This is a genomic window from Rhodopseudomonas pentothenatexigens (assembly GCF_900218015.1).
Classification (GTDB): domain Bacteria; phylum Pseudomonadota; class Alphaproteobacteria; order Rhizobiales; family Xanthobacteraceae; genus Rhodopseudomonas; species Rhodopseudomonas pentothenatexigens.
The window spans coordinates 19,197-33,659 of record NZ_UFQQ01000039.1; the positions used below are offsets into that span (position 1 = coordinate 19,197).

A 14,463-nucleotide genomic window follows, 5' to 3' on the forward strand; every position below is an offset into this window, starting at 1 on the left:
GGAAGCCACACCGCCATCGCATGGCTCCCCGGGACGGGACGAAATCGCGGATCGGATGTTATGAGAAGCCGCTCGACTCGGTGACTCGCGCGAACTCCGATGCTGCGCCACGCGGGAAGGTCGGGCGACGTTCGCGGTGGCCTTGGGAGAGATGGAATGGAACGCCCCTGCCTGTTTGGTCTTGCGCGCGTCGGGCTGATGCCGGCGCTGGTGCTGACGCTCGGCATCGCCGGCGCATCGGCCCAGACCGCCCCCGACGCCGGCAAGGACGCCAAGGACAAGCCGCCGGCCGCAGCACCGGCGCAGGCCCAGACACCACCGGTACAGCCGGCCCCGGCTCAGGCCGCGCCGGCGCCTGCCACCCCTGCCCCAGTCACGCCGCCGGCCGCGAGCGAAACGCCGGCCGCGACGCCGGCTCCCACCACGCCCCCGGCTCCGTCGGCGACCCAGACCCCGGCGGCGCCGGCCGCTCCGGCGCCGGTGCAGACCGCCGATCCGTTCGGCGAAGAGAGCACGCTGGAGCCGAAGACGGTGGTGATCCTGAAGGGCAAGGCGAACTGGGACAACGCTTTCGACAGCCTGATGGACGCGTTCAAGTCACTGACCGCGCTGCTCGACAAGCAGGGGATCGCGCCGAACGGCAACCCGATGATCGTCTACACCTCGACCGACGACGCCGGCTTCACCTTCCAGGCCGAAGTGCCGGTGCCGCAGGAGCCGAAGAACCTCGGCAAGTCGATGAGCATCGGCAAATCGCCCGACGGCAAGGCGCTGAAATTCGTTCACCGCGGCTCTTACGACAACATGGACAATACCTACGAGGCGATCACCAATTTCCTCGACGAGAAGAAGCTCGAGGCCAAGGATACCTTCATCGAGGAGTACGTCACCGACCCGCTGAAGACCGCCGAAGACAAGCTGGTGATCAACGTTTATGTGCCGATGAAATGAACAAGCTCAGCCCTCTCACCACCGCCATCGCCGCCTGCTGCCTGCTCGTTGCGCTCCCGGCCCGCGCCCAGGATGCGCCGCCGCCCGGCATCGTCGTGCACGGCGAAGCTCAGAAGTCGGTCGCGCCCGACACCGCCCGGATCGAGGCCGGGGTGTCGAACTTCGCCAAATCCGCCCGCGCGGCGGCGGAAGCCACCAATCTGGCGATGGGCAAGGTGCTGCTGGAGTTGAAGAACGCCGGCGTCGACGCCAAGGACATTCAGACCTCGCAAATATCGCTGCAGCCGCAATATGCCGACCGGCCGGGGCCCAGCGAGATCACCGGCTACGTGGCCAAGAACATCGTGTCGGTGCGGGTCCGCGACATCGCCGCGGTGGCGGGCATTCTCGATCGGCTGATGGTGGCCGGCGCCAATGAGGTTCGCGGCATCAGCTTCATGGTCAGCGATGCCTCGAAGCTGCTCGACGAAGCGCGCACCGAAGCGGTCGCCGATGCCCGCCGCAAGGCCGAGATCTACGCCCGCGCGGCAGGTCTCACGCTCGGGGCGCCGCTGTCGATCGCGGAAGATTCCGCCCCTGGTGTGATGCCGATGCGCAAAATGGCGGCCGACTTTGCCGCCGGTGCTCAGGTCGCGCCGGGCGAGCAGACACTGAACGTGTCGGTGACGGTGAACTGGGCCATCAAGGCGCAGTAAGCACGGTGCTCACAGCTCGAACACCTGCCCTGGCTTCAGCGCCGGAAACCGCTCGCGCGGCACGCCGCCGGCGTCGAGCGCCGCATACAGCGCCTGCTCGGGGGCGTCGATCGCCTCGTCGGTGAGCTGGAAGGTGCCGTGGTGATTGGCGAGCGCTCGCTCGGCGCCGCAATCGGCCAGCGCCTTCACCGCATCGGCCGGGTTCATGTGCTGATCCTGCATGAACCAGCGCGGCTCGTAGGCGCCGATCGGTAGGATCGCCAGCTTCAGCGGCGCATGCGCGTCGCGGACGCGGCGGAAGTGCCGGCCGTCGCCATAGCCGGAATCGCACACCACGTAGATCCTGCCCGCCGGGGTTTCGATCACGAAGCTCGCCCACAGCGTGCGGTTGCGGTCGAACAGGCCGCGCGCGGTCCAGTGCCGGGTCGGGACCAGCGTCACCGCGACGCGGTCATTGAGTTCGACGCGGTCGCTCCAGTCGTAAGCTTCGGGACGGATCGCGCCGTCGTGCGCCGTCATGGTCAGATCATTGCCGAGCGGCGTGATCACCCGCGGCGCATGCGCGGCGGCGAGCCGCGACAGCGTTGCGAGGTCGAGATGATCGTAATGGCCGTGCGATACCAGCACCACGTCGATCTTCGGCAGTTTCTCGAAGGCGATGCCCGGATCGTTGTGCCGCTTCGGCCCGGCGAAACTGACCGGCGACACCCGCTCCGACCACACCGGATCGATCAGGATGTTGAGCCCGCCGGTCTGGAGCAGCCAGCTGGCGTGGCCGATGTAAGCGAGCCGCGCGCTTGCGCCATCGACGCGCGGCGGCGGGGTGTCGGCGAACGGGCTCGGCGCCCAGTCCGGCCATTGCGCCGGCTTGTGGCTGAACCGCCAGCGCAGCACGTCGAGGAAGCTCTTCGGCGGCGCGCCGTCGGGATCGAAAAACCGCGTGCCATCGAAGTGATCGGTGACCGGGCCTTGGTAATAGGTCATGCGGGAGATCCAGAGGGAGGAAAGCCCGGCCGTGGTGGCAAGGCCGGCAGCAGTCGCCAGCAGGCGGCGGCGTGTGATCGCGTTCATTCGCTCATGCGCCGACCAGGGCAACGCCTTCTGCGGTCGCCGCCCGGACCAATGCCGCGTCGAGCGTCGCAAGCCCGATCCGCTCGCGCTGCGCCAGTTCGAGATAGGCGGCGTCGTAGAAGGTCAGGCGGTGGCGCTGGGCCAAGGCGAAGATCGGGTCTGCCGCGGGCGGCAGTGGCGCTATCGCGATGAGAATGCGTTCGATCCGGGCAAGCACTCCGTCGGCGGCTTCCGCTTTCATCCGACCTCGCCGAATCCCCATCAGGGCCGCATTGCGGAGCTCGAACCACAAGATCGCAGGAGCTCGCGGCTCGCTGACTTTAGCGAGCTCAAGGGTTCGATCGGCAGCGGGGTGGTGTTCGTCGAAACACCAGGCGACGGCAGTCGAAGCATCCAACACGAATGCCATTCAGAACCGCCGCCCCTCGTCGCGCCAGGACAGAATCTCCTCGACCGTCGCAGGTCCGTTTGCCTTGCGGAGCTGCTTGAGCTCTTCGATGGCCTGCACAACATCCGCGGAACGCTCCTGGGCCGGTGCCGCGACGTCCCGCGCATGCACCCCATCACGGCTGATCGTCACCGTTTCGCCGCGCTCGACCTCATCGAGCAGTTTCGCAATGTTGGCCCGCGCATCTGCCAGACTGACGTGCTTCATGACCTTGGACCTGGTTAACTTGCCGAAATATAGCGATTTTCTGCGTGGTCGGGAGTCCCGCCAGGGCGCCAAACAGTCGGATTTCTTGACTTCACGACGATGTCGCGTCTAGATGCGCGCGAAATCTCGAAAAGTGCTCTTTTCGATCCGCCGACCGGTCCTGGAGGCCGGAGGTCAACGTCCGACAGCGCGATGCGCCCTCGGGCGCCATAAGTGTTTGGTTTTGTAGGCCTTTCGCCGGAAGGCCGTCGCTGGAATTGGGCCGATGTTCGACAATCTGTCGGAAAAGCTGGGTGGCATTCTCGATCGGCTGACCGGGCGCGGTGCGCTCAGCGAGGCCGATGTCGATGCGGCGATGCGTGAAATCCGCCGCGCGCTGCTGGAAGCCGACGTCGCGCTCGAAGTGGTGCGCTCGTTCACCGAGCGGGTTCGCGAGCAGGCGATCGGCGCCACCGTCGTCAAGTCGGTCAAGCCCGGCCAGATGGTGGTCAAGATCGTCAATGACGAGCTGATCGCCACGCTGGGGTCGGAAGGGCAGTCGATCGATCTCAACGCCGTGCCGCCGGTACCGATCATGATGGTCGGTCTGCAGGGCTCGGGTAAGACCACGACCACCGCCAAGCTGGCGCGCCGCCTCACCGAGCGGGACAAGCGCAAGGTGCTGATGGCGTCGCTCGACGTCTATCGCCCGGCCGCGATGGAGCAGCTCGCGGTGCTCGGCCGCGATCTTTCGATCGACACGCTGCCGATCGTCGCCGGTCAGCAGCCGCCGGATATCGCCCGGCGCGCGATGGAAGCCGGCAAGCTCGGCGGCTACGACGTCGTGCTGCTCGACACCGCCGGCCGCACCACGCTCGACGAAGAGATGATGACCGAGGCGGCCGAGATCAAAGCCGCCGCCAACCCGCACGAAGTGCTGCTGGTCGCCGACAGCCTGACCGGTCAGGACGCCGTCAATCTCGCCCGCGCGTTCGATCAGCGCGTCGGCCTCACCGGCATCGTGCTGACCCGTATCGACGGCGACGGCCGCGGCGGTGCGGCGCTGTCGATGCGCGCCGTCACCGGCAAGCCGATCAAGCTGATGGGCACCGGCGAAAAGACCGATGCGCTGGAAGACTTCCATCCCGACCGGATCGCCAGCCGCATCCTCGGCATGGGCGACATCGTCTCGCTGGTCGAGAAAGCCGCTGCGACGCTGGATGCCGAAAAGGCCGCCGCCGTCGCCGAGAAGATGCGCAAGGGCAAGTTCGACCTGACGGACCTGCGCGATCAGCTGCTGCAGATGACCAAGATGGGCGGCATCGGCGGGTTGATGGGGCTGATGCCCGGCATCTCCAAGATGAAGAACCAGATCGCCGCCTCCGGCATCGACGATCGTGTCCTCAAGCGCCAGGTCGCGATCATCGATTCGATGACCCGCGAGGAGCGCAAGAACCCCGACATCCTCAAGGCCAGCCGCAAGAAGCGCATCGCCGCCGGCGCCGGCATCAAGGTCGAGGACGTCAACAAGCTGCTGAAAATGCACCGCAACATGGCCGACATGATGAAGGCCGTCAGCCGCGGCAAGGGCGGTCCGATGGCCGGCCTCGCCAAGGCGATGGGCTTCGGTGGCGGCATGCCGTCGCCGGACGAGATCAAGGCGATGCAGGACAAGATGAAGAGCGGCGAGATGCCCGAAGGCCTGCCGGAACTGCCGAAGGACCTGCCGGCCTCGCTGCGCGGCGGAATGCCCAATCTGCCCGGCCTCACCGGCCTGTCCGGCAAGCCGACGCTGCCCGGCCTCGGCGGCTTCCCGGGATTCGGGAAGAAGAAATGAGCTGCCTTGCTCTCCCTCTCGGTCATTCCGGGGCGCCGCGCAGCGGCGAACCCGGAATCTCCTCCCCACAACACCTCGGGATTCCGGGTTCGCGCTACGCGCGCCCCGGAATGACGGGCTGATAAGTTTAGAAATACCAACACACACGAACCCCACCTAAGGAGCTAACATGTCCGTCGTCATCCGCCTCGCGCGCGCTGGTACCAAGAAGCGCCCGTTCTATCACGTCGTCGTCGCCGACTCGCGCTTCCCGCGCGACGGCCGCTTCATCGAGCGTCTCGGCTACTTCAACCCGCTGATGGCCAAGGACAACGAAGCCCGCATCAAGCTCGACCTCGACAAGGTCAAGGATTGGCTGGCCAAGGGCGCGCAGCCGTCGGACCGCGTCGCCCGCTTCCTCGACACCGCCGGTGTCCGCAAGCGCGAAGCCCGCAATAACCCGGAGAAGGCGGTGCCGCGCAAGGAGCGCAAGGCCGCCGACGGCAAGTAAGCGGGGCGGTTGATGCCATCCGGGCTCATCTGTGTCGCCCGGATCGGCGCGCCGCACGGCGTGCGCGGTGCGGTGCGGCTGTGGAGCTTCACTGCCGATCCGTTCGCCGTGACCGACTACGGTCCGCTTGTGACCAAGGACGGCGCGCGCCAGTTCGAGATCGCATCGGCGCGCGAGGCCAAGAGCCATCTGGTGGTGACGCTGAAGGGCGTCACCACGCGTGATGAGGCCGAACGGCTCAACGGCGTCGAGCTCTATGTCGCGCGCGACAAGCTGCCGCCGACCGAGGACGATGAGTACTACCACGCCGACCTGATCGGGCTGGCCGCCGTGACCACCGCGGGCGACGCGCTCGGCAAGGTGGTGGCGATCCATAATTTCGGTGCCGGCGACATCATCGAAATCGCGCCGCCGTCCGGGCCGACGCTGCTGCTGCCGTTCACCAACGCGGTGGTGCCGACCGTCGACCTCGCCAGCGGCCAGGTGGTGATCGAACCGCCGAACGAGATCGAAGGCGATACGCCGAACCATCCGGAGGCGTGAAGGCTCGTCGATCGGTCCGGACGAACGCTGCTACACTCTCTGTGGTCATCGCCGGGCTTGACCCGGCGATCCATCGTCTCGCGAAGATGATGGATGCGCGGGTCAAGCCCGCGCATGACGCCTCACCTTTTGCAGGCTCTGCATGACCTGGCGCGCCACTGTCCTCACCCTGTTTCCGGAGATGTTTCCCGGCCCGCTCGGCGTCAGCCTGGCGGGGCGCGCGCTGGCGTCCGGGCTGTGGGGCCTGGAGGCGCGCGACATCCGGGACTCGGCCACTGACCGACACCGTAGCGTCGACGACACCCCGGCGGGCGGTGGCCCCGGCATGGTGCTGCGCGCCGACGTGCTGGCTGCCGCGATCGACGCCGTGGATGCGGCTGCGGACCGGCCGCGCCTGGTGATGAGCCCGCGCGGTCGGCCGTTGACGCAAAGTCGGGTCGCCGAGCTGGCGGCCGGCCCTGGGCCGCTGATCGTCTGCGGCCGGTTCGAGGGCATCGACCAGCGGGTGATCGACGCGCGGGGGCTCGAGGAGGTCTCGATCGGCGACTACGTGCTGTCGGGCGGCGAGATCGCCGCGATGGCGCTGATCGACGCCTGCGTCCGGCTGCTCCCGGGGGTGATGGGCAAGCTGGAATCTTCGACCGACGAAAGCTTTTCGGCCGGTCTGTTAGAATATCCGCAATACACAAGGCCGCAGACGTTCGAAGGCCGGCCGATCCCCGAGGTGCTGCTGTCGGGCGATCACGGAAAGGTCGCGGCGTGGCGGCTGGGCGAAGCCGAGGCCCTGACAGAAGCCCGGCGGCCGGATTTGTGGGCCGCTAGGCCGGCGCAAACCATTCGGGCAAAGGGCGAATCGCAAAAAACGCCAAAAAACAAGACGGACGGGTGACAAACCCCCAGGATTGCCGTATAGCACCGCCAAATCCGTGCAATGGCAGGACAATGGATCTTTGCGCAGCCCGCGCCGGGATGGTCGGGCGCGCCGCCGATGGAGAATTATCGATGAACCTGATTCAGACGCTCGAAAAAGAGCAGTTCGACAAGCTGTCGGCCGGCAAGACGATTCCGGAGTTCGGTCCCGGTGATACCGTGATCGTCAACGTCAAGGTCGTCGAAGGCGAGCGCTCGCGCGTGCAGGCCTATGAAGGCGTCTGTATCGGCCGCTCGGGCGGCGGCATCAACGAGAGCTTCACCGTCCGTAAGATTTCTTATGGCGAGGGCGTCGAGCGCGTGTTCCCGCTGCTGTCGCCGATGATCGACTCGATCAAGGTTGTGCGCCGCGGCAAGGTGCGTCGCGCCAAGCTGTATTACCTGCGCAACCTGCGCGGCAAGTCGGCCCGCATCGTCGAGAAGAAGCAGGACCGCACCGTCGCGGCCGCTGCCGCCGAGTAATCGGCACTTCGAGATTTGGTTTTTCGAAAGCGCGGCCTTCGGGTCGCGCTTTTTTGTTGCGCCTGCGCTGTGCGCCTGTCTGCTCGGCGAAGCGTTGTGGCCCTGCCGCGACGTGCTATATGGGTGGAATGTTTCCAAATCGCCGCCGCGCCTCGAAGATTGTGCTCGACGACCGCAGCCGCCTGCCGTGGCGGTTCTTCGGCCGGCTGACCACGGCCGCGCTGATCAGCTGATCTGACGACGGCGCCGATGCGCCGCGCGATCCTGCTCACTTCGACAATTCAGAGATCCTTTCGAAGGACCAATCCCATGTCCGCCAAGCCCACCACGCTGTACGACAAGATCTGGAACGACCATCTGGTGCACGAGGCCGAAGACGGCACCTGCCTGCTGTATATCGACCGCCATCTGGTGCACGAAGTCACTTCGCCGCAGGCGTTCGAAGGTCTGCGCACCGCCGGCCGCAAGGTGCACGCGCCGGAGAAGACGCTGGCGGTGGTCGATCACAACGTGCCGACCACCGACCGCTCCAAGCCCAATCCGGATCCGGAAAGCGCCGAGCAGATCGCCGCGCTGGCCGAGAACGCCCGCGACTTCGGCATCACCTACTACAACGAGTTCGACAAGCGTCAGGGCGTGGTCCACGTCATCGGCCCGGAGCAGGGCTTCACGCTGCCCGGCACCACCATCGTCTGCGGTGACAGCCACACCTCGACCCATGGGGCGTTCGGCGCGCTGGCGCACGGCATCGGCACCTCGGAGGTCGAGCATGTGCTGGCGACCCAGACGCTGATCCAGAAGAAGGCCAAGAACATGCGGGTGACGGTCGACGGCCAATTGCCGGACGGCGTCACCGCCAAGGACGTGATCCTGGCGATCATCGGCGAGATCGGCACCGCGGGCGGCACCGGCTACGTGCTGGAATACGCCGGCGACGCGATCCGGTCGCTGTCGATGGAAGGCCGCATGACGGTCTGCAACATGTCGATCGAAGGCGGCGCCCGCGCCGGCCTGATCGCGCCGGACGAGCGGGCCTACGAGTTCCTGAAGGGACGTCCGCTGGCGCCGAAGGGCGACGCCTGGGACGCGGCGCTGCGCTATTGGGACACGCTGCGCTCCGACGACGGCGCGCATTTCGATCACGAGCTGAAGCTCGACGCCGCCGCGCTGCCGCCGATCGTCACCTGGGGCACCAGCCCTGAGGACGTGATCTCGGTCACCGGCCGCGTGCCGAACCCGGCCGATATCGCCGACGAGGCCAAGCGGCTCTCCAAGGAGCGCGCCCTGGCCTATATGGGCCTGACCCCGGGCACCAAGATCACCGATATCAAGATCGACCGGATGTTCATCGGCTCCTGCACCAACGGCCGCATCGAGGACCTGCGCGCCGCGGCGAAGGTCGCCGAGGGCAAGACCGTCAACGCCAACGTCAACGCCATCATCGTGCCGGGCTCCGGCCTGGTGAAGGAACAGGCCGAGGCCGAAGGGCTCGATAAGATCTTCATCAAGGCCGGCTTCGAATGGCGCGAGCCGGGCTGCTCGATGTGCCTGGCGATGAACCCCGACAAGCTGGCGCCGGAAGAGCGCTGCGCCTCGACCTCGAACCGCAACTTCGAGGGCCGTCAGGGCTTCAAGGGCCGCACCCATCTGGTGTCGCCGGCAATGGCCGCCGCCGCCGCGATCGCCGGCCACTTCGTCGACATCCGCGACTGGCACTGACGACGGCGAGCTGGTTCGCGGCCGGACTTCACCAAGCTTCGTTCGACAAACAGCGAACAGGCGTCCCTCGGGGCGCCTGTTCTGCTTTGCGGATCGCGTCGAGCTCAGGAATTGCAGGTGCGATGGCCAAAGGAGCGATCAGAACGCGCTCCCAGGCTTACCACGACGGCCCGAGGCCCCAGCCGTAGCCGAACGGGAAGAACGGCGCCACCGGATCGGGCCGATACCAATGTGGCTGTGCGTTGTAGTCGTAAGCGCGGCGCGGCGCGTAGACATAAGTGCGGCGCGGCGCCGGGTGACGCCGGACATGGCGCTGCTTGGCGTGCTGCTTGCGCTGCCGGGCGCTGACGTCGGTCGCCTGCGGGGCGGAGACCCCGGGCGCCGGGGCGGGGAGCGCCGAAGCCGCGCCGGCAGGGCCGGCGGCGCCGAGCGCAATCGCCAGGATGGCCGCTCCGATCCATGCACGCATCGTCACCTCCGTAGGCTGTGGCTTTCCCATGATGTCGGCGTCGCGCGCCGAATTGCAACCGTCCGGACGAAAACGGGCCCGCATTTGCGGGCCCGTTGGTAACCGAACCGTATCAGCGCCAGTGGCGGTGATGATGGTGACGGTAGTGACGGTGGTGGTGCCGGTGGTGATAGTGGCGGCGCACGTGATGGTGGCGTTGCCAGCGGTGATGGTGATGGCGGTGATAGTGCCGGCGGTGGCGATACTGCACCTCGGTGGCCTGCGGAATCACCTCGCGCTGCACCGTGGTGGCGATGCCCGGGCTTGCCAGCGGCGCGGCCTGCGCGCGATCGCCGGGTGCCGCGATCAGCAACAAACCTGCGATCACAGCCAGTCCGGACAATTTCAAGATCTTCATACCAGAACTCCTTGTTGGCGGCGCGCGTGTTCCCGCGTGGCGGTCGGCGTGCCGCTCGGCATTACCCCCTGACGATCAGGCTGAAGGGCACGACGTGAATGCGGAGTGAATGCGCCTCCGCGCCGCAGCAATGCACGACCGCCGGGTGAAGTTCCGGCCGCGACGGCTTTGACTCGATTTGCGACGTACCAAGCGGCGGGTGTCGGTCGGATGCGTCTCGCGCTCAGCCGCGTCGCCAGAAGCAGTTCATCCGCGGTACGATCACGGTGCCGCTCGGGCGATATTCCTGCACATAGGTCGCGGTGCAGTCGCGCACCGCGTTGGGGCCGGGATCGTAGCGCGGGATCACGCCGTCGCCGTTGTCACGCGGATAGATCGGCAGCCGCCGTGGCGCCCGGCGAGGCCGCTCCTGTGACGAGATGTCGGTGAGGCGATCGGCCGCTGTGCGCTCGGTGGCCGCCATCGCCTGCTCGGCCTGAGCCGGTACGGTCGCCGGCAGGCAGACCGCCAGCCCCAGTCCCAGCGTTGCCGCTGCGATCGTGATCCGCCCCTTGCCGCGCTGGTCCATGCCATCCGCCCCTTCAAAGCCCCGCGGCAAAGTCCCCGATCGCGGCGCCGTCGTCAACCGCAAGCCGCTTGCCGCCCCCGTCCGATCGCGTACAACGGCCGACCATGTGGATCACCGCCAAAGCGCCGTCGCTGGCCGAACTGGAACAGATGGCGCACGAGATGTTCGCCAGGCTGCCGGACGAGTTCCGCGCGCTGTGCGAGGACGTCGTCATCCGGGTCGACGACTTCCCGACCGACGATGTCCTGGACGACCTCGGGGCACAGAGCGAATTCGATCTGCTCGGCCTGTTCCAGGGAATCGGCCTGCCGCAGCGCACCAGCCAGGACGTCGCGCCGATGCCCAACATGATCTGGCTGTACCGCCGGCCGATCCTCGACTACTGGGCCGAGCACGACGACAGCCTGGGCGACATCGTCCGACACGTCCTGGTGCACGAGATCGGCCACCATTTCGGCCTGTCGGACGACGATATGGAAGCGATCGAGGCCAGGGCCGAGGGCTGATGGCACCGGGCCGCATACCGTATCGGACGCTTGACCGCCCGCGACGGGGCGTTATGACCTGTGTTCAAATCCCGGAGACCTGACGATGGACAAGTTCACCACGCTGGAAGGCGTCGCGGCGCCGCTGAAGATCATCAATGTCGACACCGACATGATCATTCCCAAGCAGTACCTGAAGACCATCAAGCGGACTGGTCTCGGCAAGGGCCTGTTCTCGGAGCAGCGCTACAACGACGACGGCAGCGAGAACCCGGATTTCATCCTCAACAAGCCGGCCTATCGCGGCGCCAAGATACTGGTCGCCGGCGACAATTTCGGCTGCGGTTCGAGCCGCGAGCACGCCCCCTGGGCGCTGCTCGATTTCGGCATCCGCTGCGTGATTTCGACCTCGTTCGGCGACATCTTCTACAACAACTGCTTCAAGAACGGCGTGCTGCCGATCCGGGTGTCGCAGGCCGATCTCGACAAACTGTTCGACGACGCCGAGCGCGGCGCCAACGCCACGATGACGATCGACCTGCCGGCGCAGGAAATCCGCGGCCCGGACGGCGGCGCGATCAAGTTCGAGATCGACCCGTTCCGCAAGCACTGCCTGATCAACGGCCTCGACGACATCGGGCTGACGCTGGAAAAGAAGCCGTCGATCGACGCCTACGAGGCCAAGGCCGCCAAGGAACGCGCCTGGGCGTGACGCTATCTTCTCCCCGCCTGAGCAGGCAGAGCAGGGGAGCGCCGGATTGACCGCTGACTCTCGAGATTGGTCGTGGTCAGCCGCTGTTATCACCACCGACATGCCCGGCGTTGCGCCGGGCATTTTTTTCGATCGACAGATTTGCGTTTCCTGATCTCGAATCGGCGAAGGCGCCGGTGCGAGCAACGCGGTCGTGCGCGGACGATGCAGCGTTCGTGCAGGCCGTCTGCAACGACGATGCCACCTACCGCACGAAATCGACCGGACCGCGTGCCACGATGGTCGTATGGACGGGAACCTCGCATCGTCGCAATGGATGGCGTGCTACGCGGACCGACGTATGCGGAGTGCGATGGGTTGAGCGTCTTTCGCCTATCGAGCGAACTACGCAGCGGCGCGCCGCGATTCATACGTGTGATGCTGATCTGATAACGGCCAGTTAGTTGTGCCGAGCGCCCGTTTGTGCGCTCATCAACTAAAGAAACATGTCGTTCCTGCATCGGCTGACGACGATAGTCTGGTTTCGATTTCCGCGCTGCGTAACGTCGTCTTAAATCCGCGGAACTAATCGGACCGGAGCTGATTTATCCGAGTCTCCCGTCATGAAAATCCGTCTCTCGATCACATCGATGATCGCCACTTTCGCCGTGGTTGTTTTGGTATGCCTCACGGCGATGCTGACTACCAACTTCATGGCGCTCAATCAATTGCGGGTCGGCGGACCGCTGTATTCGCAGATCAAGCTGGGCAGCGATCTGGTCGCCGACATCCTGCCGCCGCCGGCCTACGTGATCGAAGCGTATCTCGAAGCGACGCTGGCGCTACGCCGGCCGTCAGAGTGGCGCACGCATGCCGCAAAGCTGGAGCAGCTTCGCCGCGATTATCTCGACCGGCGAAAATTTTGGACAAGCTCTGCGCTCGAGCCCGCCCTGAAAGCGCGGCTCACCGTCGACTCGGACGCCGCCGTTCAGAGATTCTGGGCCGTGGCCGAACAGGAGCTGATCCCGGCCCTGAGTGCCGGCGACGAGACAGCGGCGGAAGCCGCATACACCAAGCTGGATTCGATTTATGCAGATCACCGCGCCATCATCGACGACATCGTTAAGCGCGCCCAAACCGCAAACGCCGGGCTGGAAGCCGAGGCCGCAAGGCAGGTCGGAAACTACTCGACCATCGTGTGGATTCTGTCCGGCTTCGCGGCGCTGCTGATCGCGGTCGGGGTCGCCGGTTTGGCGGTCGGCATGGTGCGGCCCCTGGTGCGCCTCACCGCCGCCATGCAGGCGATGGCTGCCGGCATGCTCGATGTGGTGATCCCTGGGGCCGGCCGCAGCGACGAGATCGGCGGCATGGCCAAGGCGATCACCGCGATCAAGACCAACGCCGAGCACAAGGCGAACCAGGAGGCCGCCGAGAGGAGCCGGCAGGAACACGTCGCCGCCGCGCAGCGCAAGGCCGACATGGCGCGGCTCGCCGACGGCTTCGAAGACGCGGTCGGCGAGATCATCAAGACGGTGTCGGCAGCCGCGAACGAACTGGAGGCGGCGGCGCATTCACTGTCCGCGACCGCGGCGCGTTCGCTCGAGCTCACGGCCGACGTCGCCGGATCGTCGCAGGAGGCCTCCGCCGGCGTGCGGTCGGTCGCGTCCGCCAGTGAGGAGCTGACCGCTTCGGTGAACGAGATCGGCCGGCAGGTGCAGACCTCCGCCAATGTCGCGACCGAAGCGGCCGATCAGGCGCGGCGCACCAACGAACGGGTCGGCGAATTGTCCGCCGCCGCCGCCAGGATCGGCGACGTCGTCGAATTGATCAGCACCATCGCTGGGCAAACCAACCTGCTCGCGCTCAACGCGACGATCGAAGCGGCGCGGGCCGGCGAAGCCGGGCGCGGCTTCGCCGTGGTGGCGGCAGAGGTCAAGGCGCTGGCCGAACAGACCGGCAAGGCGACCGGCGAAATCGGCCAGCAGATCACCGGCATTCAGGCGGCGACCGGCGAGTCGGTCGAGGCGATCAAGGAGATCTGCGCGATCATCGGCCAGATGTCGGAGATCTCGTCGAGCATCGCCTCGGCGGTCGAAGAGCAGGGCATGGCCACCAAGGATATCGCCGTCAATATCCAGCACGCCGCCCATGGCACCTCGCGGGTCGACGCCGATATCGCACGGGTCGAGGCGGGCGCTCGCGAGACCGGCGCGGCTTCGGTGCAGGTGCTGTCGGCGGCCCAATCGCTGTCGAGCGAAAGCAGCCGCCTCAGGGCCGAGGTCGGCAATTTCCTGGCGTCAGTACGGGCGGCCTGACGAGGGACGCGCTTCGAGCAGCCCAAGGTTCCGTCATTCCCGGGCGCCGCGCAGCGGCGCACCCGGCGACTGTCTCATGTGTCAAGGGTCTTACCTTGATATGGCGTGTCTGCTTTGACGAGTGCGTTGGCTGTGACGAGCAGTTTTCGGGCGATTGCGATGAGCGCGACCTTTCCGGGTTTTCCTTGCAGGCGAAGGGCGTTGTA

At 66.4% G+C, this 14,463-nt stretch carries 17 protein-coding genes and 1 pseudogene; 11 read left to right on the forward strand and 7 right to left on the reverse strand.

The window, feature by feature from the left end; translation table 11 throughout:
• Positions 1 to 156: 156 nt before the first annotated feature.
• Positions 157 to 951, forward strand: coding sequence for a GyrI-like domain-containing protein (locus tag DWA33_RS23090; protein ID WP_114360842.1), 795 nt, complete (start codon positions 157 to 159; stop codon positions 949 to 951).
• Complete coding sequence (locus DWA33_RS23095) at positions 948 to 1,646, forward strand: SIMPL domain-containing protein (RefSeq protein ID WP_114360843.1); 699 nt, start codon at positions 948 to 950, stop codon at positions 1,644 to 1,646. The genes DWA33_RS23090 and DWA33_RS23095 overlap by 4 nt, the downstream gene beginning before the upstream one ends.
• Positions 1,647 to 1,655: 9 nt before the next feature.
• Here DWA33_RS23095 and DWA33_RS23100 read toward each other — a convergent pair whose 3' ends face one another.
• From DWA33_RS23100 to DWA33_RS23110, 3 genes are read right to left on the reverse strand one after another with little or no spacing between them, the layout of a single operon-like run.
• The gene (locus DWA33_RS23100) at positions 1,656 to 2,717 is read right to left on the reverse strand and encodes an MBL fold metallo-hydrolase (protein ID WP_114360844.1); all 1,062 of its coding nucleotides are present in this window, start codon (positions 2,715 to 2,717) and stop codon (positions 1,656 to 1,658) included.
• Positions 2,718 to 2,721: 4 nt separating this feature from the next.
• Positions 2,722 to 3,126, reverse strand: a complete 405-nt coding sequence (locus DWA33_RS23105) for a type II toxin-antitoxin system VapC family toxin (RefSeq protein WP_114360845.1) — start codon at positions 3,124 to 3,126, stop codon at positions 2,722 to 2,724.
• Positions 3,127 to 3,372: a type II toxin-antitoxin system Phd/YefM family antitoxin gene (locus DWA33_RS23110; protein ID WP_114360846.1), complete on the reverse strand. Its 246-nt coding sequence runs from the start codon at positions 3,370 to 3,372 to the stop codon at positions 3,127 to 3,129.
• A gap of 265 nt (positions 3,373 to 3,637) precedes the next feature.
• On the opposite strand from DWA33_RS23110, the gene ffh reads away from it, so the two are divergent.
• From ffh to leuC, 6 genes are all read left to right on the forward strand, one after another.
• Positions 3,638 to 5,188 carry a signal recognition particle protein gene (gene ffh / locus DWA33_RS23115; RefSeq protein WP_114360847.1) on the forward strand — a complete coding sequence of 517 codons (1,551 nt, stop codon included), beginning with the start codon at positions 3,638 to 3,640 and terminating at the stop codon, positions 5,186 to 5,188.
• A 169-nt stretch (positions 5,189 to 5,357) separates the two neighbouring features.
• Positions 5,358 to 5,678 carry a 30S ribosomal protein S16 gene (gene rpsP, locus DWA33_RS23120; RefSeq protein WP_110786956.1) on the forward strand — a complete coding sequence of 107 codons (321 nt, stop codon included), beginning with the start codon at positions 5,358 to 5,360 and terminating at the stop codon, positions 5,676 to 5,678.
• Between the two features lie 12 nt (positions 5,679 to 5,690).
• Positions 5,691 to 6,221 (forward strand): ribosome maturation factor RimM, encoded by a 531-nt coding sequence (gene rimM / locus DWA33_RS23125; protein WP_114360848.1) that lies wholly within the window; start codon positions 5,691 to 5,693, stop codon positions 6,219 to 6,221.
• 142 nt (positions 6,222 to 6,363) lie between these two features.
• Entirely contained in the window at positions 6,364 to 7,110 is a 747-nt protein-coding gene (trmD, locus tag DWA33_RS23130) for a tRNA (guanosine(37)-N1)-methyltransferase TrmD (RefSeq protein WP_114360849.1), read from the forward strand.
• Between the two features lie 113 nt (positions 7,111 to 7,223).
• Positions 7,224 to 7,613, forward strand: a complete 390-nt coding sequence (rplS, locus tag DWA33_RS23135) for a 50S ribosomal protein L19 (RefSeq protein ID WP_107346377.1) — start codon at positions 7,224 to 7,226, stop codon at positions 7,611 to 7,613.
• 309 nt (positions 7,614 to 7,922) lie between these two features.
• Complete coding sequence (gene leuC / locus DWA33_RS23140) at positions 7,923 to 9,332, forward strand: 3-isopropylmalate dehydratase large subunit (protein ID WP_013500233.1); 1,410 nt, start codon at positions 7,923 to 7,925, stop codon at positions 9,330 to 9,332.
• Between the two features lie 157 nt (positions 9,333 to 9,489).
• Here leuC and DWA33_RS23145 read toward each other — a convergent pair whose 3' ends face one another.
• The 3 genes from DWA33_RS23145 to DWA33_RS23155 all read right to left on the reverse strand — a co-directional run bounded on the left by DWA33_RS23145 (position 9,490) and on the right by DWA33_RS23155 (position 10,766).
• The gene (locus DWA33_RS23145) at positions 9,490 to 9,801 is read right to left on the reverse strand and encodes a hypothetical protein (protein ID WP_114360850.1); all 312 of its coding nucleotides are present in this window, start codon (positions 9,799 to 9,801) and stop codon (positions 9,490 to 9,492) included.
• 112 nt (positions 9,802 to 9,913) lie between these two features.
• Positions 9,914 to 10,198, reverse strand: a complete 285-nt coding sequence (locus tag DWA33_RS23150; RefSeq protein WP_114360851.1) for a hypothetical protein — start codon at positions 10,196 to 10,198, stop codon at positions 9,914 to 9,916.
• 223 nt (positions 10,199 to 10,421) lie between these two features.
• Positions 10,422 to 10,766 (reverse strand): hypothetical protein, encoded by a 345-nt coding sequence (locus tag DWA33_RS23155; RefSeq protein WP_114360852.1) that lies wholly within the window; start codon positions 10,764 to 10,766, stop codon positions 10,422 to 10,424.
• Between the two features lie 104 nt (positions 10,767 to 10,870).
• Here DWA33_RS23155 and DWA33_RS23160 point away from each other — a divergent pair, with 104 nt between their 5' ends.
• From DWA33_RS23160 to DWA33_RS23170, 3 genes are all read left to right on the forward strand, one after another.
• Positions 10,871 to 11,272, forward strand: a complete 402-nt coding sequence (locus DWA33_RS23160; RefSeq protein WP_114360853.1) for a metallopeptidase family protein — start codon at positions 10,871 to 10,873, stop codon at positions 11,270 to 11,272.
• 85 nt (positions 11,273 to 11,357) lie between these two features.
• Positions 11,358 to 11,963 carry a 3-isopropylmalate dehydratase small subunit gene (gene leuD / locus DWA33_RS23165; RefSeq protein WP_114360854.1) on the forward strand — a complete coding sequence of 202 codons (606 nt, stop codon included), beginning with the start codon at positions 11,358 to 11,360 and terminating at the stop codon, positions 11,961 to 11,963.
• A 602-nt stretch (positions 11,964 to 12,565) separates the two neighbouring features.
• Positions 12,566 to 14,257, forward strand: coding sequence for a methyl-accepting chemotaxis protein (locus tag DWA33_RS23170; protein ID WP_114360855.1), 1,692 nt, complete (start codon positions 12,566 to 12,568; stop codon positions 14,255 to 14,257).
• A gap of 74 nt (positions 14,258 to 14,331) precedes the next feature.
• On the opposite strand, the pseudogene DWA33_RS25805 reads toward DWA33_RS23170, so the two are convergent.
• Positions 14,332 to 14,463 (reverse strand): annotated as a pseudogene (locus DWA33_RS25805) (IS110 family transposase); the annotation flags it as partial.